Origin of the sequence: Pararhizobium antarcticum, assembly GCF_001885585.1 — a bacterium.
Classification (GTDB): Bacteria; Pseudomonadota; Alphaproteobacteria; order Rhizobiales; family Rhizobiaceae; genus Pararhizobium; species Pararhizobium antarcticum.
In genome coordinates this window covers 1-18514 of record NZ_LSRP01000035.1, presented here as the reverse complement: position 1 = coordinate 18514, position 18514 = coordinate 1, and the positions used below count along the sequence as shown (strand labels likewise).

At 57.8% G+C, this 18514-nt stretch carries 15 protein-coding genes; 5 read left to right on the top strand and 10 right to left on the bottom strand.

Annotated features, from left to right (window positions below; all coding sequences use genetic code 11):
* The first annotated feature begins 8 nt into the window (after positions 1–8).
* From AX760_RS03680 to AX760_RS03650, 5 genes are all read left to right on the top strand, one after another.
* Positions 9–1358: a multicopper oxidase family protein gene (locus AX760_RS03680; protein ID WP_071831559.1), complete on the top strand. Its 1350-nt coding sequence runs from the start codon at positions 9–11 to the stop codon at positions 1356–1358.
* Positions 1359–1398: 40 nt separating this feature from the next.
* Positions 1399–1878 (top strand): cupredoxin domain-containing protein, encoded by a 480-nt coding sequence (locus tag AX760_RS03675; RefSeq protein WP_071831557.1) that lies wholly within the window; start codon positions 1399–1401, stop codon positions 1876–1878.
* A 21-nt stretch (positions 1879–1899) separates the two neighbouring features.
* Entirely contained in the window at positions 1900–2184 is a 285-nt protein-coding gene (locus AX760_RS03670; RefSeq protein ID WP_071831555.1) for a copper-binding protein, read from the top strand.
* 86 nt (positions 2185–2270) lie between these two features.
* Positions 2271–3620, top strand: a complete 1350-nt coding sequence (locus AX760_RS03665; protein WP_071831554.1) for an adenylate/guanylate cyclase domain-containing protein — start codon at positions 2271–2273, stop codon at positions 3618–3620.
* Positions 3621–4557: 937 nt separating this feature from the next.
* Positions 4558–4785, top strand: coding sequence for a hypothetical protein (locus AX760_RS03650; RefSeq protein WP_071831549.1), 228 nt, complete (start codon positions 4558–4560; stop codon positions 4783–4785).
* On the opposite strand, the gene AX760_RS26610 is transcribed toward AX760_RS03650, so the two are convergent.
* The 10 genes from AX760_RS26610 to AX760_RS03610 form a co-directional block, all read right to left on the bottom strand.
* Positions 4752–5138, bottom strand: coding sequence for a hypothetical protein (locus AX760_RS26610; RefSeq protein WP_139275902.1), 387 nt, complete (start codon positions 5136–5138; stop codon positions 4752–4754). The two genes, AX760_RS03650 and AX760_RS26610, sit on opposite strands and share 34 nt — an antisense overlap.
* A gap of 79 nt (positions 5139–5217) precedes the next feature.
* A complete protein-coding gene (locus AX760_RS03645) occupies positions 5218–6672 on the bottom strand; it encodes an argonaute/piwi family protein (RefSeq protein ID WP_071831547.1) in 1455 nt (484 codons plus the stop codon).
* Positions 6669–8024: a DUF4365 domain-containing protein gene (locus AX760_RS03640; protein ID WP_245294922.1), complete on the bottom strand. Its 1356-nt coding sequence runs from the start codon at positions 8022–8024 to the stop codon at positions 6669–6671. The genes AX760_RS03645 and AX760_RS03640 overlap by 4 nt, the downstream gene beginning before the upstream one ends.
* Positions 8025–8060: 36 nt before the next feature.
* Positions 8061–10232 (bottom strand): TniQ family protein, encoded by a 2172-nt coding sequence (locus tag AX760_RS03635; RefSeq protein WP_071831546.1) that lies wholly within the window; start codon positions 10230–10232, stop codon positions 8061–8063.
* On the bottom strand, positions 10222–11214 hold the full coding sequence (locus AX760_RS03630; protein WP_071831544.1) for a TniB family NTP-binding protein: 993 nt from the start codon (positions 11212–11214) through the stop codon (positions 10222–10224). The genes AX760_RS03635 and AX760_RS03630 overlap by 11 nt, the downstream gene beginning before the upstream one ends.
* Positions 11211–13601, bottom strand: a complete 2391-nt coding sequence (locus AX760_RS03625; protein ID WP_175552008.1) for a DDE-type integrase/transposase/recombinase — start codon at positions 13599–13601, stop codon at positions 11211–11213. Before AX760_RS03625 ends, AX760_RS03630 begins: the two co-directional genes overlap by 4 nt.
* A complete protein-coding gene (locus AX760_RS03620) occupies positions 13601–14380 on the bottom strand; it encodes a hypothetical protein (RefSeq protein WP_071831540.1) in 780 nt (259 codons plus the stop codon). Before AX760_RS03620 ends, AX760_RS03625 begins: the two co-directional genes overlap by 1 nt.
* 85 nt (positions 14381–14465) lie before the next feature.
* Positions 14466–14630: a hypothetical protein gene (locus tag AX760_RS27040; protein ID WP_175552007.1), complete on the bottom strand. Its 165-nt coding sequence runs from the start codon at positions 14628–14630 to the stop codon at positions 14466–14468.
* Positions 14631–16486: 1856 nt separating this feature from the next.
* Entirely contained in the window at positions 16487–17767 is a 1281-nt protein-coding gene (locus AX760_RS03615) for an O-acetylhomoserine aminocarboxypropyltransferase (RefSeq protein WP_071831538.1), read from the bottom strand.
* A 134-nt stretch (positions 17768–17901) separates the two neighbouring features.
* A complete protein-coding gene (locus tag AX760_RS03610; protein WP_071831536.1) occupies positions 17902–18330 on the bottom strand; it encodes a CoA-binding protein in 429 nt (142 codons plus the stop codon).
* Positions 18331–18514 lie beyond the last annotated feature (184 nt).

The following is an 18514-nucleotide window of genomic DNA, read 5'->3' as shown; positions in this document are numbered from 1 at the left end:
ACAAGGACATGTTTAACAGAAGACAGATGCTCGGTGCGGGCGCAGCCCTCGTTTCGACTGCCGCCTGGGCGAAGACCTCCAACATGGGGCTGCCGGAAGCGGCCATCATGGAAAACGCGGAAACCCAGACCCCGGTTCGTCCTTCGTCCGGGCCGGACTACACCCCGGTCGTCACCCTCAACGGCTGGACCCTGCCCCATCGCATGAACAACGGCGTCAAGGAGTTCCACCTTGTCGCCGAACCCGTCGAGCGCGAAATGGCCGAGGGCATGACAGCCCATCTCTGGGGCTACAACGGCCAGTCGCCAGGACCGACCATCGAGGCGGTCGAGGGCGACCGTGTCCGCATCTTCGTCACCAACAAGCTGCCCGAGCACACAACAGTCCACTGGCACGGCATGATCCTGCCGTCCGGCATGGATGGCGTCGGCGGACTGTCGCAACCCCACATCCCCGTCGGCAAGACCTTTGTCTACGAGTTCGATCTCGTGAAGTCCGGCACCTTCATGTACCACCCGCATTCGGACGAGATGGTGCAGATGGCGATGGGCATGATGGGCTTCTTCGTCATCCATCCCAAGGACGAGACGTTCATGCCCGTCGACCGGGATTTCGTGTTTCTGCTCAGCGGCTACGACATCGATCCGGGTACCTATGTCCCGCGCGTCATGGAGATGACGGACTTCAACCTCTGGACCTGGAACAGCCGTATCTTTCCGGGCATCAGTCCGCTGGTCGTGTCGAAGGACGACAGGGTGCGCGTCCGTGTCGGCAATCTGACGATGACCAACCATCCGATCCACATGCACGGCTACGACTTCGAGGTGACCTGTACCGATGGTGGCTGGGTGCGGCCGGAAGCCCGCTGGCCGGAAGTCAGCATCGATATCCCGGTCGGCGCGATGCGCGCCTACGAGTTCGACGCAAAGTATCCAGGCGACTGGGCGATCCATTGCCACAAGTCGCATCACACAATGAATGCCATGGGCCACGACGTGCCCACCTTCATCGGCGTCGACAAGACATCCGTCACCGAAAAGATCCGGAAACTCCAGCCGGAATACATGCCCATGGGAACCGCCGGCATGGCGGACATGGGTGAGATGGAAATGGAAATTCCGGAGAACACAGTTCCGATGATGACCGGATGGGGGCCGCATGGCCCGATCGAGATGGGCGGCATGTTTTCCGTCGTCAAGGTCCGCGAGGGCATCACGGCGGACGATTATACCGATCCCGGCTGGTACGAAAACCCACCCGGCACGCAAGCCTGGGAGTGGACGGGGGAACTGCCCGACACGACCAAGGCCAAGGACGCAAAGACCCAGATCACCCCCAAGCCCATGAAGCACGGCTGATCTTCATCTCTATCCAATCGAACAACCGAAGGAATACATCATGAAAACTGCGATGATCGCCCTTTTTCTGGCGGCGCTCGCCACACCCGCCCTCGCCTCCGGCACTCACGAAGGCGGCCATCACGGTGCCATGGCTGTCGGTGAACCCGGCAAGAAGGCGCAGGCCACCCAGACCATCCGGGTTTCCATGAAGGAAACGGACGACGGAAAGATGATCTTCACCCCGAACACCTTCAAGGTTCGCAAGGGGCAGACAATAGTGTTTTCCATCAAGAACACGGGGGAGCTCGACCACGAGTTCATCCTCGACCAGGAAGACAAGATCATGGAGCACAAGGTCGTGATGGAGAAGTTCCCGGAGATGGAACATGACGACCCGAACGCGATCCGCCTGGCTGCCGGAGAGGCTGGCGAGATCGTCTGGAAGTTCACCAATGACGGCACCTTCAAGATCGCTTGCCTTGTACCCGGCCACTACGACGCGGGAATGCACGGCGACGTCACCGTGGCCAAGAAATAATCCGAAGCAAGGAGACATGACATGAAATCCATCATCAGATTCGCCTCGGCAACCCTTCTCGCAGTCGCCCTCGCGTCCGGTGCTTTCGCTACCGAATTCACCAAGGGTACCGTCAAGAAAGTCGATGCCAAAGCGAAGAAAGTCACGATTATCCACGAGGAACTCAAATCCCTCGAGATGCCCGCAATGACCATGGTATTCCGCGTCAAGGACGACGCCATGCTCGAAAAGATGAAGGAAGGCGCAAGCATCGAGTTCGTCGCAGAGCGCGTCGAGGGCAAAATCACGGTCACGGACCTCAAGTAACGCGACAGGGTCGGGCCTTCCAAGGCTCGGCCCTTCCGACCTCCTCCCCTTGGATCGAGATATGTCGATCATTCCGACCTGGATCAATGGATCAAAAATCATCGCCTTTCACCAACAGCGCTTCCACCCGGGAGATGCGGTCAGCCTCGCTGCGGTTCGTTGTCCTTTCAATCCTGTTCGCCAATCTTCTTTTCGGTGATGGCTTCGCCAGCTTTACGACCCATGTCATAGTCAGCTCGGTCTATTTGATCGTCAGCGTGGCATCTGTGGCGGTGGCTGTCTATTTCCCGACACAAAGGCACCTCAGCGCACTGTTCGTGACGCTCGATGCGGCATTGGTTGTGGCGATCCTTTATGAACACATCCTGGCTAGTCCGATCACGGAAGACCACGCCCTTACGACATCGAGCTTGGTCGTGTCATTCATCCTGCTGAACCACGTTGCGTTGAAGCTCGAGCGTAGGCTGATCGTTTTGTTTTCGACCATCGTGGTCTTAGCATGGGTGCTTATGCTTGCCCTGATGGCGTTCAGTCATCATGCCAGCGCACACGGAACATTGCTTACCAATTTCTTCAACGAGGACCTCGGTCTGACCATAAGTTTCGCGTTCACCTCGCTGGCCGTATATCTGTTGGCGCGTGATCACGATCGCACCATCAGACAGGCTTTGAGGATTGAGGAGAAACGCATGAACCTTTCACGCTTTTTCTCGCCAACGGTCGTCGCCGATCTTCAGACTGCCAGTGCCAGCCTTGACCTCGAGCGGCGTGACGCGGCGATCATGTTCGTCGATATCCGCGACTTCACGTCATATGCGGAAACCGCTTCTGCCCGCGAGCTTGCCCGTGTCCTCGGTGAGTATCGGCACGTCGTCGCCGGCACGGTGTTCGCTTACGGCGGGACGGTTGACAAGTTCATCGGAGACGGTGTGATGGCGGTATTCGGACAACCGAAGCCGAAGGCGGACGATGCCCAGCGGGCAATGGCCTGCGCGTTGTCTTTGACTGCTGCACTCGACGAGTGGCGCAACGACAACATCGAAAGGGGCGGCCCCTGTCTGGACGCGGGGATCGGCCTTCACTATGGCACCGTTCTGGGTGGGGTCATTGAAAGCGGTTTCCATGACGAGTTCACCGTGATCGGTGACGCGGTCAATGTCGCCCAACGCCTGGAGTCTTTGGCCAGCCTTTTAAAATCGCCGCTGGTTGTTTCAGAGCGTATGATCGAAGAGGTCCCGAGCATGTTCGGGGCCAATAATTGGGTGTACACAAACAGTGTCAGCATCCCAGGCAGGAAAGCGTCGCTCAACATCGCCTATATACGTCGTGCGGCCACTCTCGCATCGCCTGTCGACTATGAGACCGGGGACATGCATACCGATATCAAGAGGTCTTCTTTCCAATCGCTTCCGGCAACACCGCTCGTTGGAACATAAACCGCACCACCGATGAAGACCTTGCCGGGGCTATCACATTTCACACGGACGTCGTGGCTTCCCTGGTCAATGTACCTGATCGAACCCGCGCTATCGAATTCCGTCAGGCCGATGGTCACATCGAAGTCGTAGTCCTGGACGGGTGATGCCTGCAGCGAGGTCACAGTCAGATTGACGGTAACATCGTCCTGGAAATGCGAGACATGAAATGGTGGACGTTCTGCCGACCGGGCCTGAATGACCGAAGCGGCTATCGCGAACGGTAGTATCAAAATCTTGCGGCTCCACATTGACCCCTCCCAAGGTATGAGAGGCAAACATCATAGCACCAATTCAACTGGGCGACATGGATTCCCGTACAGCTCTATAACCAGTCAAAACTAAAGATAAGGTCGGTCAAGATCAAAACTACAGCTTTTTCTAGGTCGCCCCGCGCGATGGTCGAGCCTTTCAGAAACCGGCCAAAGCAGGAATTGCCGTGCCGCCAGAGACGACGGCACGGCAACCGTGGTCACATGACTTTCTTGATATCGGAATAGGCACCTACCCGATTTCGGTGGCAAGACACCTCGCGAGCTTGCCGCCGAAAGCCTTGATGGCCTGATCAAGGTTCAGGGTCTCATATGGAAGATGCGAGATGACAGTGCAAACGCGCGCCGCGCCGAAGACCTCCAAAAACGCATGGTCGACAAGCTACATGAGCGGGCCTACTCGCGCATCTTGCGCCGTGAGGTCGCGGACCTGTGGTTAAGCCAGCGCTGGCCCACTCTCGGAGGGGTCAAACCCGTCGATTACTGCATGGACGAGAAGACGCTCGCTAGATGTTTTGAGGTCCTGGAGGTGTTCGTGGCCGGCGATCGTAAACGGGGTCGGCGATGATGGTATGGGTTGCGCCGGCTCGAGCTCCGATTCACACTGGGTGAAACGGAGACGATGAATGAGTAACCTTCCTATGTCCGCTATATCGGCGATGAAGCAGTGCGAAGAGCGTGGTGATTTTTCGACCATGAGAACGCATCTCAATGCGACGGGACAGGAGGTGATCGACGGCAAAGGTTCCCTAATGGACTGGTCTCACCCATTCAACAAAGAAATGCTCTCCGCTGGAGCATTCAAGAACCGTTACCCCAATCAATCGATTACAGCCGCTGGTGGGGAAGAGTGAGCATCAAAATCGTCGGCGGATGTGGCGGCGATTTCTCGGGCCTTTTCAGCCGTAAGCCGCCCGGTGTTCATAAAGCCGTTCGGCCCCGTCAGGATATAAAAGGCGTGGCGACCGTTCTCATCTAAGACAGCGAACACCGAGTGGCTTTTAGAATTACCGTAGCTTGCAATCAGGCGAGTCTTTGCTATGCCTGACGGTAGAGTTCTCACTGCCAACCCATTAGCCGGATTGCCGACGTACTGGCGAGCTGCGCTAAGGCTTGAGAAGCTGCCAATCAGTACGCCGTCGACCCGCACCTTTATGCTAGCGACTTCACTGCCTGGCTTACGGATTTCGAAAACTTCAACGCTCATTTTACCCTCCGGTTTCGGAAGGAATTAGCAACAACACCTTAACGGCTGCATAATCGGTCTCCGCGCTCGGCATCTCCGGTTACATATACCTCGTGTAATCCGTACTAACCCTGCCGTCCCCGACATACTTTAGGACTTCCGCCACCTTGCGAGCCGCGCGGATCGGGATCGGTAGCTTCTGGTTCATCTGCGTGGAATTCCAGTTTATCTTCGTCATCGAAAGGAGCTCCTTGGCGATCTGGGCCACCGTGCTGTCACTCGATTTGTGCGGACAAAGCAGGAGCGGCCGCGGGTCGTACATTCCTGGATAGGTCCCATAGTACGGGATGCTGCCGTTGGTATAAAGGAGTCCCTTCCCGTCGAGTTCGACAAACGTCCCGCGCATCACGGGATAATTGCCGTCTCGCATGACCTTGATTGACGACGATTCCTGGACCCAAACGAGGTCCTTCATCTCAGTACCAACTTCGTCGAGCGCCTCCATAATCCCGTCAGCCTCCTCGTCCCGAAAGCGCGATGTCTTGAGGACGATCACGCGAGCGGGGAAATTCTTGTGATGGCTTTTGTAGGCGTTCAGGACTTCGGAGATTAGGCCCTTCGCGTCGTCCTCTGTCATATAGGGGTGACGGCCCCGGCTTTCAGTCTGTGCCCGACGGCCTTTCAGGATGAAGCCACGTCCCCGCTCGTCGAACATCTGCGCGGCACTCGTGAAGAGCTGCTGTCCGCCGACTTCGCGATAGAAGCTAATGCCGATGTAGCATGCGGAAAACTCGCCCTCCTGAGGCATACGCCGCCATGGGATGCGTCCAGACCCCTTGTAATACAGCGAGGTCATGATGTTCCAGCTTCTGTCGGCCTCATCCTGGATTTTGCGAGCGCTGCTTTCCTTGACCTTGCGAGGGATGACGGCACGTTCGTCGAGGACATCCTCCCATACTATCTGGATCGGGAACCGGAGGTGCATCGCCTTCGCCTTCAGAAGGCCGCGGAAGTTAGGGGCATCGGAACCGCCACTGTCTTCCTTTTCCACCGTGCCGTCGGAATCGACCTTGGCATTCCAAACCCGCTCTATGAGAGTAACAGGAAGCGCAACGATGGCTACATTTGGACGGCTGCTTCCTTCATCGATAGCAGTGAGCAACTGCATGATCTCGTCGACCGCCATCTCAACGGCCTTGCCGTGATGTGGCTCCTTCCTGATCTTGTCGATCTTGGCTTGCGGTATAGCCGCAGTCGCGTCCGGCGCGATCTCGAACTTGCATCGGTAGGGGTTCTGGTTGCCAAGACCCGGGAAGTCCGGGTGCATGTTCGGATGCTTCTCGGATTTCCCGAGAAAGCCGATCGAGGCGGCTGCGAGGAACTTCTCTGAGTCCTCGACTGTCTTCGCGCTGCCAACAACTGCGATCTTGATGGCATCGCTGCTCGTAGTCTGCAAAGGTCCGGCGACGACCAGGCCGCGCCGCGGATCGGGGTCTTGGTGCTGTCCGCCGAACTCGAGTAGCGGCTCTTCGAATATGGTTGATGTGAACTTCATGCCCAATTCAACAAGTCCTTCTCGTCCCCGGTCTCGTCCTTCTTCGGTGAACCCCATACGTCTTCAGGAACCCTTGTCGGCAAATCCAGCGATGGTGGGAATCCGAACGAAAGCCAGGGTTCGTTTGAGGCAACCGCGAACAGGTCGTCCGACTTGGGTTCGAGGGTGGCAAGAAAACGATGCCACATAATCACCTGGCCTCGGAGCGCCGCGCTCTTGTCGAGCCGCTTCTTTCCCGACAGGAGCGCGTCAGGATGGGTGTGTGCGATGAACCCGTCGAACGTGAAGTGGTAGGTCGGCTCGATAACGAGGAACCACTCGTCATAGAAGCTTTCGAAACGCGGTACGAACGCGTGGTGTCTCACGAAGTCCACCCGCTCCTTATCGCCCTTGCTCTTAGAGACGTTGACGACGTCGGCTTCGGTCGCCTTTTTCGCGGACTCGTATTTGAACGTCCGGGGCATGTTCCGTGTTTTGGCCTTGAAGTAGTAAAGCTTCTTCTCCTTGTCCCAGGAAAGCTCGGGCCAGACCTGGTGCGACAGCTGCTGTCTAAGCAGGAAGGCGAAGTTGTTGCGCTCGTCGACGTCGTCGTGGAAAGCTAGCGCGCCGACATCTATGGCCTCCACCTGGTCGGTATCGACGATGTGCCTGCAGACGGATATCCTCGGATCATGGAACGACCAGTACGTATCTCCCTTGATGACCCAGTCGAAACGTGTCGGCTCATCTGCGTCGAATAGGATCGCGGATGCCTGCTGCCGGGAATAGGCCGTCGTCGAAACGAAGACTTCGGCTGGTAGTTTGATGGGCAGGATGTTTACGAGGGCCTCCTCGCCGCCACCCAGAGGCGGCACGAAATACCCGAACCCCGCCTTCGGGACGGTGAGTGCGCCAAGGCGGTCTACCGCTCCTTCACCGAGGGTGTCGATGGCCTTGCTGAAATTCAGACGTCGATCCTGAAACTCCTCTCCCCTCGGGATTTCCTTCCAGTAGAAGGTGTTGTCCGAGCGACGGTGAAGGACGATGATTATCGGCAGGTTGCTGCCGCGCCAGTAGGCGAGGTCTTCGCTCCTGAGCAGGTAATGGAAGCCACTGTCGTCCTCGCCCGGATATTTTCCCGCTGCGGTGGTCTTGACCTGGACGGCGATCATCTTGGCCAGCGGCTTTCCGTGGTCCATGACCTCGACAATAGCATCGATGCCCGCTTCGAGCCGCGACCGTGGGTCGAACTGGAAACCGATCTTCAGGAACTGGAGCTTCGCCGCCGTTTCACCGATCTCGCCGACGATCTGATTCTGGGTAACGTTCTTTGCCATGCAGGAATGATAGGCAGAGGTTTCGGTGTCTGCCAAGACGAGGTTACCGAACAACCCCGAGTTTATCACGCGTTACGTCGGGCTTTGTCTTTTGATCCTCTCGTAACGGCTTTTGCGCGCCTTCGCCTCGGCGACCGTCCCTTTGATGTCCAGAAGAAACTGCATCAAGCAGTCTTCGGTAATATTGAGGGGAAGTCGATAGTCTGTCCCCTGCCCTTTTCGCGGTACGATGCGGGCGCAGAGCTCCCTGGTGGTATCGTCGTATTCGAACAGGACCGACATGCAGGACGACGAAGCCCAGACGCGTTGGCCCCTCCGTGGCAGAAACGGCGGGAAGTACATTGTCAGTAACATGTCCTCGACGCCCCTTTGCAGTTTGACCCATAGTCGCTGGAAATCACTGTCCGTCACCATGCTCGTGTCTGTCTCAAGACCGAAAACGCGTAGCATGTCACTTCTTCGGTAGACGGATTCGAGTCTGTGACGTCCTCGCTGTCCCGAAATCACTGGAACTACCCCGTCGTTCAGCATCTGGTCGTTTAGGACAGTCGGATGCACACGGAGGACGTTTTCGAACAGGGAGATTCGCGCGTGCGAGGTAGCGAATTCCAGGACTGCCTGCCGTGGAAGAAGGAATTCTTGGGCGACCTTTTTCGGCAGACCGAGGTGGCCTGCCTCTCTGAGCGCGCAGACGGTCATGCTCGAAAGACTCAGGATCGCGGCAGCCTCGTTCGAGTTCACGTAGTCCGGGAGCTTGACCCGCCGTCTCTCCACAGGCTTCGCGTTCGCACGCCGCCTCTGAATGTGGTAAGGTCCCTCGACGGTTAATCCCGAAAAACCGCGTGCAGGGTCTGCCTTGGCAAGGACCTTGATCCGGCCGTCGAGGATGCCCACTGCGGCTTGCCCCATGGATACCTTCGTTTGCTTGCAGTACTTCCAGAACGAGACGGCATGGTCCTTGTTTCCGCCCGTCTCGATGTGCTGGATTTTGTCGAGGATCGCGTTGATCCTGCGGAGGTCGAAACTCCCACCGTTGCGTCGGCCTTTTGCAAGTCCGACAAATGACTTCAAGTGTCCGGCCGCGACGAGTTGCGGAAGTCCGCGGTGGGAGATTCCGAGGAGCTTCCGTGTCTGTGAGGCGGTGAGAAGCTCGCGCGCGAATTCGGCGATACGGACTGCGGAATCCTCGGACAGGACGGATTTCAATCGTGCCCGATCGATAAGTCCGAGTTCGTCGGCGATACGCTGCACGCCCCTCTCCGACATCTTCAGTTCCGGAGCAAGTCGTCTGATGGTCGTATGTTTTCGCTCGAAATCGCTTGCGCTCGTTGGTCGCGTGATGCCCTGATATTCGAGCGAACTGGCCTCCCGGCAGATCGCGCGGCTTACCGCCTCCAAATCGCGGTTTTTCAGTAGGAAGTGGTAACCGCGGAGCCATCCGAAAACGTCGTCCTGCCCCCTCGATGTGGATTTGAACCGAGCGTTCTCGCGAATCCAGGTGCGGAGATTGTCCGTGAGGACTTCTCGGCTTTTAGATGCCCTGAACCCGATATCGATATCGTCAGTCCTGAGGTCGGGGACGCGCTTGTGAAATGGGTTCGACAGCAGACGGCCGTACATTTCACAGAAGCGAATAGCAGTGCTGATATCGTATCGGTCGAACAACTCATGCGGGATCGGGGTATCGAAGCCCATCCGTCCGATCATGTAACGTGCGAAGGTTTCCTCCGAATACGGCGGCGTACCGTATCGGGCGAGCATATAGCCGTTACGCGACGTCTCGAAATCGGTCCAGGTCCACGATACCGGCCCGCCGCCAACATCACGGGTCTCGAGTTCCAGACCGTGATAGGGGCATCGGCGAACGTGGACGACATCCCACCAGACTCGATGATAGGCCTGCTCGGCGAGACAGGCCGGACACCATCGCCGCTTCTGCGTTGTAAGCTGGATTCTGCGAAATGCCTGTCCTCCGATTTCGACGCATTTGCCGACCGTTTTCGGGGTGGCGTGCCGCAACTTGAGCTTCCACTCCTCGGGGAATGGATGCTGTTCGATGATATTCAGCGCCTTCTCGTACTCCACGCAATGGCCGCCGGAGACCTCGTTCCAGAGATTGAAGGTCAGCAAGCTGGGGATGCCCTGCTCTCGAACAAGACGCAGGATGAAGCCAAATGCAGGCTCGCCCATGCCCGGTGGAAGATTCCACCGGGCAAACATCATGAAGGTTGGTTCAAGCGGCATCTGCCACCTCCGGTCCGTCGTCAGAGATGTGGTTGAAGGGAATATATTGTTTCCCCTCCTTGGCCACCTTGGCGCCGTCTTTCATCCGTTCGAGCGCGGCGGTCCGGAGGTGGCTCGGCATGATGCAGTTGCGCTTCTCGTTGATGGCCATGTACGCGGCATCGATCACGATGTTCATGACGTTGCCAATCGATCCCCGGCTGACGTGGAGAAAGTCCGCGACGTATGATTTGGAGGAGAGGCCGGACTTTCGCAGGAACGGCAGCCGACGATCGACACCTTCCAGGAAGACCCGGAACTGCTCGCGGTCGTCAGGGATGTCGGCATCGAAGTCATAGGCCGTGTCGTGCGGAAAACCTCCCCGGTTCTTGAGATGCGGAATGAGTTCGACGCTCTCCCGGATCGATGGCAGCCCTGCCAACAGGATGTTGCAGTTCTTCGCGTTCGCAATCGCCGTCAGTAGCGAAACGTAATACGGAGTCTTGCGCATTTTGGCGAAGAGGCGATGGGCATCATCGATGATAAGGAGCTCGACTCCAAAGAGTGCCACCCGCCTGGCGGCCTGCGTGTTTACCGACGCGGTCGACAACCGAGGGATGGAGGATGCCGCCGTCTCAAGATAAATCTGGCGGCCAAATTCCAGCAGGTCCCAGTCGTCACGGGCTTCGATATAGAGGACCGGAACGATGTAACCGTTCTCGCCGAGAACGGCCGAAAACTTGCTGGCGTAGGACTGTAGGATGGTAGATTTGCCCGCTCGAGAGTCGCCAAGCAGACCTCCCACCCAGCCGGGGCCCGCAATCCCGTCATCAACAGGCCTGTGAAACCGTGCGACTCTCTCCGTGAGGCGTTTGAACTGACTGGATGGCACTACGAGATTGGTGACCATGGCCTGCCTCGCTGCGGGAGACAACTCGGAAGCCGCCCTCCGCTGCTCGTCGGTGAGAAACTGGGTACGATGAAATTCTGGAAACACTCTCATTCGTCGTTCTCCTGGTTTTCCTGCTCTCCGAGCAGGTGTTCGATGCTGTCGGGGTCTTCGTATGCGCCTGCCCTGGTGGGCAGGTTTTCGTCCGACGTGTCGGGGCCGATGTCGATGTCCGGAGCCTCGTAGTGGGGAACCATGCCGAGAAGTGCATCGCCTGGAACAAGGCGGCCGTCTTCGTCCCTCGCGAGAGTGCCGTAGGGAGTGTCGGCGGGGCGGTATTGCGGGTCATCCTGGACCCGGCTGAAGGGGTTGGGTGCAAACGGTTCGGCGTAGTTGTAGTCCTCGGCACTGGCCGCCTCGCTCACGACGACGTCCACCACCTCGCTGCGGGAGACCCTGCGGCTGACACCGCGGTAGAAGCTTGCGAACTTCTCGGCGGTTCCGAAGCTCTTGCGGTCCTCGTAGATCGACTTGAGGTTATCGAGGTGCTTTCCCAGAGAGGCCTCGAGTTCGGCGAGGTTCGTGACCGGACGGTGTTCGTTCTTGCGGAACTCCGCCATGGCGAGCCGATGCTGTGACAGGGTAAGCCCACGGGCATACCGACGGTCGTCCCCATGGGCTTCCGCGATGACCGTCCGCCCGAGTTCGGGAACTACCACGCTTGCCTTCCCGATATTGGTCGGGCTCCGCCAGGCCTTGTACTTGGTGACGGTCGTTCTGGGCTTCCTGCCGTCGCCGCTCTTGGCGGGCGGCGTGGCCTGCGGGTCCGTAGCCAGGACAGCAAGCGCGGCATCGTAATACCTTACCTTCTCGATGGTGAACGTACCCTGATTGATGGCGACCCAGTGGAAGTCGCCGGAAGCGTGAGCCAAGACCTCGGGACTGATCGGACGACGCTGGTGTGCGTCCTTGATGCCCCTCTCCCACAGCTTCGCTGGAACCTCCTTCAGCGTTCGGAGCACGCCCAGTCCGGCATGGCTGGAATGATTGTACTCGTGGACGAAAGCCGCGATGTAGCCGTTCAGCTCGTCCATGGTGAGCTTGGGAACGGCCGCCTCCTGCTCGGGGTCGACTTCTTTGCGCCGTGAAGGATTGGACTGGGTTGAACCCGGCAGATTGTGGAAAAGACCGTCGTTAGCGGTCCGAATGAACCGTTCCATCGCACCCTTGGTGTTAGGCTCTGCGGGGCGGAGCTCACGAAGGATGATACCCAGCCGCTGGCAGACCTCGTGCATGGCGTCGGAAATAAGATGCGGGTCGCAGTCGACGACCAGAACCAGCGGCACGCCGTACATTTCCCACTTCAACCACGGATGCTTTCGCATATCTTTGGGGTAGATCGCGTGGTTCAGCCCGAGGAGAAAGGTCTCCATGTTCGGCTTTCCGAAGAACACGGCGTACCCGAGGATGGAGCCGCTCATGCGGCCCCTGAACCAGGCAATGCCTGGGCGACCGTAAATGAAACCATACTTCTCGTGGAAAACCACGACATCGAGCTGCGTGTAGTCCATTTCAACGATGTCGAGCGGAGCGGTCGGAAGCATCTGAGGGATTTTCACCCCGTGGATGCGAAGGGCCGCTTCCGGTCCTTTACGGAGAAGGTCGCGGGTGAAATGGTCGACCGACCTCATCCGCCGCTGGATCGTGCGGTCGGAGGGTTCGATGAGGTCATCCTTGGCGTTGGTCGCCTCTTCGCGAACGTCCGCGTTTTCCGGGAAAAGCAGGAGGCTGGCGAAGTGCGTCTTTGCGTTCTTCCAGGTGCCCTTCTGTTGTCTCCAAGCGTATTCGACGGCTACGCGGAGAACTTCCTCGAAACGGTCCGAAAATTTCCGGATGCGGTTGCCGCTCGATTTAGCGGGTACCAATGCGGCCAGACGGTCGAAAGGAGCTTCAAGATACCGCTCGATATCGCCCTGCACCTGCCTGTATCCGGGCGTCTTGCATCCGATGTTGGCGGCAAGTTTTCCGGCGGAACGCTGAATGACCGACTTCGAAGGGACTTCAAGAACCCACTCGTTCGCCTCCAGCGCCGCCACCACGAAAGCCAGTTTGCGCCTGGCGATATCCTCGTCGGCAGGCTCCATCGCCGTGGAGCTTCCAACGGTTTTCCCGAGCCGGAAAGACTCTTGTGGAATGAACCGACCCTGTTGCTCCAGCAGCGAAATCTGCTCGTGCGACAGGTGGGTGATATTGCTACTCACGACGTTCTGCACGGTGAAGCGTCCGCCGAGGCCGTCATGTTCGTCGTAGCTGACGACCTGCATCGGCGCGATCTTCGCCCTCATCTCGTTGAGGATCGAGAACCGGAACCCCGACGCGAAGTCGTAGCCCTGAACTGCGACAGGACCGCCCGTGCCCGACGGAATGCCAAGTTCAGAGGCAGACAGCGCGATCGGCAGGTTTTCGCGTTTGAGGAAGTCCGAGTGCTTCTGGATAGCCATCATGCGGCTCCTTTCATCTGAGTAAGGGCGTTTTTCATTCTCAGGCTGACGACGGTGTCGTCGGAGAACGGGCGACTGAGGTCGAGACGAATGTGTCCCCGCGCATAGAGCTGCATGAGCGCGCTGAAACTGCGGTCTACGTCATCGAGGCGGGTGTCGTGGTCATCCGTTCGCCAGATTGGGCAAGCCAGCTTTGCCTTCCTGCGCACTTCGCCAATTGTCGTCCAGGGCCCCACCTGGTCGATTACCTGCCGCACGGCCATCAAGGCCTTGAGATCATCGACCCAGAGATGCCGCCAAACCTTCTGGATGTTGCTCCACTGTGGCTCGATGCGCAGGCTGAGTTCGTTGTGGACGGCGTAGTGGATGCCCCATTTTTCACGGCACGCGCGTCTGAGTGCGTCGGTTCTCCTGGCAATCCCAGGCCTTTCCAGCTGGATGGCCCGGGGAACGACATCCATGTAGACGTAGGAGCCGTCTACCATCATGACCCCGATCTCGGGGTTGTAGCACTTGTGGCCAACAGGGCCGTATCGGTCGTAGACCACGCATTCGACCTTGGTCGGGAACGGAGAGATAAGGACGACCCTCGGATCGGTCTCCAGTCTCATCATGAGCTCGGCGGACAACGGCTGGGAGACGCGAACGTAGCTTCTGTTCACAGACTTCCGGGTCGGAACGACGTGGGGGATGGCTTGGTGCTTCTTGCGCCGAGGTACGTCGTAGACAGGCTTGTGATCGGGGTCGAAGCCCGGAACTACTCTGGAATTGCGAGGCATTGGGTATCCTTTCTTCGGGCATGGCTCCGCCATTCGCCCGTACGAGGGGTCGTCGGTGGTCCTGCGCAGCGGTGGAAGTGGGAGTTTAGATTTCCATCAGGTCGTCATCGAAACGGCGGCTGATTGGAAAGAGCTGATCTGTCTCGAACTCCTCCATCAGGCCAGCAACCGAGGAGGCTGGAACGCCAAGGGTAACGAGGTCCGAGAGACTGATGGATTGCGCGGTGTGAATGCTGTTGCGATTGAACATGGGATAGCACTCCTGCCCGGCGTGACGACCGGCGCGATAGGGTTTGACGAAGGATGACTGAATTTCAGCGTCCTATTCGGAACTGCTGCTTCTGACTTGATCGCTTCATGGCGCACCTAAAATGGTGATGGTTTAAACAAGGGCGAGCGGCGGCATTCTCCCGGAGGGAGTTATATTCGAGCGATTCGACTTGCCGTGTGCCTCATGAGGTCACCCTTGTTCAACCGGAGGAGCGCAACTGGCATTCCTTACCTGGAGTGAGAGCGGGAACAAATAAAGAACGCACACGGAATGTCAAACGATTTCCGGACGATACGCGGAAATGGGCTCAAAATTCTGCCGATGCAGGGTGTTGTTTACCTATTGGTAACTGATTGACGTCAGCATCATCAGCATCTCCTCCTCTGTGAGGCGATAGGGGTTCTGCAGCTGGAGTGGCTGTGGGGCTTTGGTGGAATAACTGGCTCTCTGGTTGTAACGTCGAGCAGTTTCTTCTTTTTATACCATTTCGATGAAAGGGTCGCTTCCAAGGGCGACTCTTTTCTTTTGCCCCTACTCCAGCGGCAGAACCCGTCGCGGTTTCGATGAGGCAAGCTTGGCTCTCAGATATTAACGGTCGGTAAACGTAATTTTTCACTAGAACGACGTTTCGACCCGTTAGCTGCCCCTTAATAGCGGTGGCAGTCGTCACTCCAAATCGCACCAATAGCTGATACCTGAAACGAACTTTTAGAACCAAAGGATGCGGATCGGTCCAACCGACGGATCGTCAGCACTCTCGTCATTTTGGCGATATTTGACTGCCCCGATTTCGGACATCCAGAAAAACTGGTTGGGCAGTTGCCGACCCAATACAGCGAGACCACGAGCGAAAGCCCTTCCTCATGCCGCCCTCTATTTTGATCGTGCTTCGCCAAAGAGAAAGGGCGGATAGCTCGCGATAAGGCGCTCGATGTTGGCCTTTGGTGTCTGCAATTTTATGACAGGTCTTCACCGGGCGCAGGACGCCTTCCACATATATGACACGTCGGGCCGTCGACCGTATTCTGACGGTCACGGATCGACTTCGGCCGAATGCCATTCTGATGATCCCGATCTAATGCCACGATTAAGTTGGAACCTTCGAAAGGGCGTTTCCGAAGACTTCGAATGCGATCGATGTCTAAGCGAGGTTCCCGTGTTTGGCATCGGTGGAAACTGTTCGAGGGCTACGTGGGACCACCCGGCGCTTCTAGTCGTATCGCAAGTTCAACAATTTCGACGCGGAAACTCCGCGGTTTGGAGTCGTGAAGGTGAGGACGAAAACTATTTCCGCTGTTCCAGCACCAACAGTGAGTTCTTCAATTATTGAAGGCAAAAAATCTGCTCTATCAGCTTTGATATGCGGGCCCATCAGCAGCTGCGTGAACGTCTGAACCTCATCCCAGGCACGCCTATCTCCCCATATTTCGGTTCAGGGGCGCGCCGCCATTGACCACTTAATCCGAAAACTAGGTGGCATTTAATTTCAAAAGAGGCGTCCTTTAAGGGAACGCCGATCGGTGGAAATGCTACCGAGCAAACAGTGAAAAGTTGCCTGTCCCCCCGTGAGATTCGACTACGAAAATCACCCGATTTTTCCATGAGATTTCGGTAAGAGGCGTACGTTTGAGGGGCCGAATATTGCTATTCGGCCCCTCAAACGTCTCGAAAATTTACCGTCATTGGGCGCGCATTATTTTTGAGAAAAAGCCAATTTCTCAAAAATTGTGATTTTAAGCCGTCCCGGCACCGTTCATAGTCGTCTTAGGGTTGCGAATCAGCCTGCTAGTGCGAAGGTAGTTGGTCTCAAATGCGGACCTAGATGGCGAACTTCATCAAACCTTGGAGAGCGACTGCTCGAGATCGGCAATGATGTCGGCGACATCCTCGATGCCGACCGAGAGGCGGACCACTTCGGGGCCTGCACCGGCGGCCGTCAGCTGTTCCGGGCTCAACTGGCGATGGGTGGTCGAGGCCGGATGGATGACCAGCGAGCGCGTGTCGCCGATGTTGGCCAGATGCGAGAACATCTCCAGCCCCTCGACGAAGCGCTTGCCCGCCTCGTAGCCATCCTTCAGACCGAAGGTGAAAACGGCACCGGCCCCCTTTGGCGAATAGCGCTTCTGCAGGGCATTGTTGGCATCCGTCTCGAGGCCGGCATAGTTGACCCAGGCGACCTTGTCATGGGCCGAAAGCCATTTGGCGACGGCCATTGCATTGTCGCAATGGCGCTGCATGCGCAGCGGCAGGGTCTCGATGCCGGTCAACAGCAGGAAGGCGTTGAAGGGCGAGATGGCCGGTCCGAAATCGCGAAGGCCCAGCACGCGGCAGGCGATCGCGAAGGCAAAATTGCCAAAAGTGGCATGCAGCACCATGCCGGCATATTCCGGGCGCGGCTCCGACAGCATCGGATATTTGCCGGATTTCGACCAGTCGAACGTGCCGCCATCGACGAGCACACCGCCCATCGAATTGCCGTGGCCGCCCATGAACTTGGTCAGCGAATGCACGACGATATCGGCACCGTGCTCGATCGGGCGCAGCAGATAGGGCGTTGCCATGGTGTTGTCGACGATCAGCGGCAGGCCGTGTTTCTTCGCCACGGCCGAGATTGCCGCGATATCGACGAAGGTTCCGCCGGGATTGGCAAGGCTTTCAATGAAGATCGCCTTGGTCTTGTCATCGATCTGGCTTTCGAAGCTGTCGATGTCGGCCGTATCGGCCCAGCGCACATGCCAGTCGAACGACTTGAAGGCATGACCGAACTGATTGATCGACCCGCCGTACAAGCGCCGCGCGGCGATGAAATTGTCACCGGGGCTCATGATCGTGTGGAAGATCAGCAGTTGCGCCGCGTGGCCGGAAGCAACCGCAAGGGCCGCCGTTCCGCCCTCGAGCGCTGCGACCCGCTCCTCGAGAACCGCCTGCGTCGGGTTCATGATGCGGGTGTAGATATTGCCGAACGCCTGAAGACCGAACAGCGAGGCGGCGTGATCCGCATCGTTGAAAACGAAACTCGTCGTCTGGTAGATCGGCGTGGTGCGCGCGCCTGTGGTTGGATCCGGCTGCGCGCCGGCATGGATGGCAAGTGTATTGAAACCAGGATTGTTCTTCATGGACGTGTCCTCCCCTTGACCAAGATGGCGGCACTATTTCAGACGCCCAACCCATCCGCAAAGGTTGATTTTCTCTTTTGCACGCGAAATACGCGGCAATTTTTTTATCGACGTTCGCGCTGGCGACGCTGCCTTCAGCCGATCAATCTCGGATATTCGATCGCCGGGCAGCGATCCATGACCACATTGATGCCACGGGCCTCCGCACTTGCTGCCGCCGTGTCGTCCCGCACGGCCAATTGCCCCCAAATCGTCTTCGGAAGCGGCTCCAATTCGAGGATTTCTGCAATCAATGCCGGCAGGGCTTCGGCGGCGCGAAACACGTCGATCATGTCGACCGGTTCCGGCAGGTCGGCCAGCGACGCGTAAACGGTCTGCCCCTGGATCTCCTTGCCCGCCTGGCCCGGATTGACCGGATAGACTTTGTAGCCCTTGCGCAGCAGGAAGGCCATGACGCGGTAGCTCGGACGCTCGGCATTGGGAGACGCACCGACCAGCGCAATGGTCTTGGTCGCACGCAGAATGTCGGCGATGTAATAGTCGGGATATGTGTCGTGGTTCATGAAACCTGTCCGCGCTGGATCTGAGAGTGTCGGGATAATTGGGAACCCGTCGCAAGGAGTCAATGTCCGGCGACCACCCGTCCCCGGTCGACGCGGTCCCCGGCACACCTTGCGAGACAGGAAAGTCAAGAATGGCCGTTGCAATTCGGCGCCAGCAGTCCCAGAACCGTGAGGCGCGAAAGGC

Excerpts from the sequence above, each read along its gene's own strand:
- AX760_RS03680 (WP_071831559.1), top strand. The coding sequence starts at position 9 with ATGTTTAACAGAAGACAGATGCTCGGTGCGGGCGCAGCCCTCGTTTCG.
- AX760_RS03675 (WP_071831557.1), top strand. The coding sequence starts at position 1,399 with ATGAAAACTGCGATGATCGCCCTTTTTCTGGCGGCGCTCGCCACACCC.
- AX760_RS03670 (WP_071831555.1), top strand. The coding sequence starts at position 1,900 with ATGAAATCCATCATCAGATTCGCCTCGGCAACCCTTCTCGCAGTCGCC.
- AX760_RS03665 (WP_071831554.1), top strand. The coding sequence starts at position 2,271 with ATGGATCAAAAATCATCGCCTTTCACCAACAGCGCTTCCACCCGGGAG.
- AX760_RS03650 (WP_071831549.1), top strand. The coding sequence starts at position 4,558 with ATGAGTAACCTTCCTATGTCCGCTATATCGGCGATGAAGCAGTGCGAA.
- AX760_RS26610 (WP_139275902.1), bottom strand. The coding sequence starts at position 5,138 with ATGAGCGTTGAAGTTTTCGAAATCCGTAAGCCAGGCAGTGAAGTCGCT.
- AX760_RS03645 (WP_071831547.1), bottom strand. The coding sequence starts at position 6,672 with ATGAAGTTCACATCAACCATATTCGAAGAGCCGCTACTCGAGTTCGGC.
- AX760_RS03635 (WP_071831546.1), bottom strand. The coding sequence starts at position 10,232 with ATGCCGCTTGAACCAACCTTCATGATGTTTGCCCGGTGGAATCTTCCA.
- AX760_RS03630 (WP_071831544.1), bottom strand. The coding sequence starts at position 11,214 with ATGAGAGTGTTTCCAGAATTTCATCGTACCCAGTTTCTCACCGACGAG.
- AX760_RS03625 (WP_175552008.1), bottom strand. The coding sequence starts at position 13,601 with ATGGCTATCCAGAAGCACTCGGACTTCCTCAAACGCGAAAACCTGCCG.
- AX760_RS03620 (WP_071831540.1), bottom strand. The coding sequence starts at position 14,380 with ATGCCTCGCAATTCCAGAGTAGTTCCGGGCTTCGACCCCGATCACAAG.
- AX760_RS27040 (WP_175552007.1), bottom strand. The coding sequence starts at position 14,630 with ATGTTCAATCGCAACAGCATTCACACCGCGCAATCCATCAGTCTCTCG.
- AX760_RS03615 (WP_071831538.1), bottom strand. The coding sequence starts at position 17,767 with ATGAAGAACAATCCTGGTTTCAATACACTTGCCATCCATGCCGGCGCG.
- AX760_RS03610 (WP_071831536.1), bottom strand. The coding sequence starts at position 18,330 with ATGAACCACGACACATATCCCGACTATTACATCGCCGACATTCTGCGT.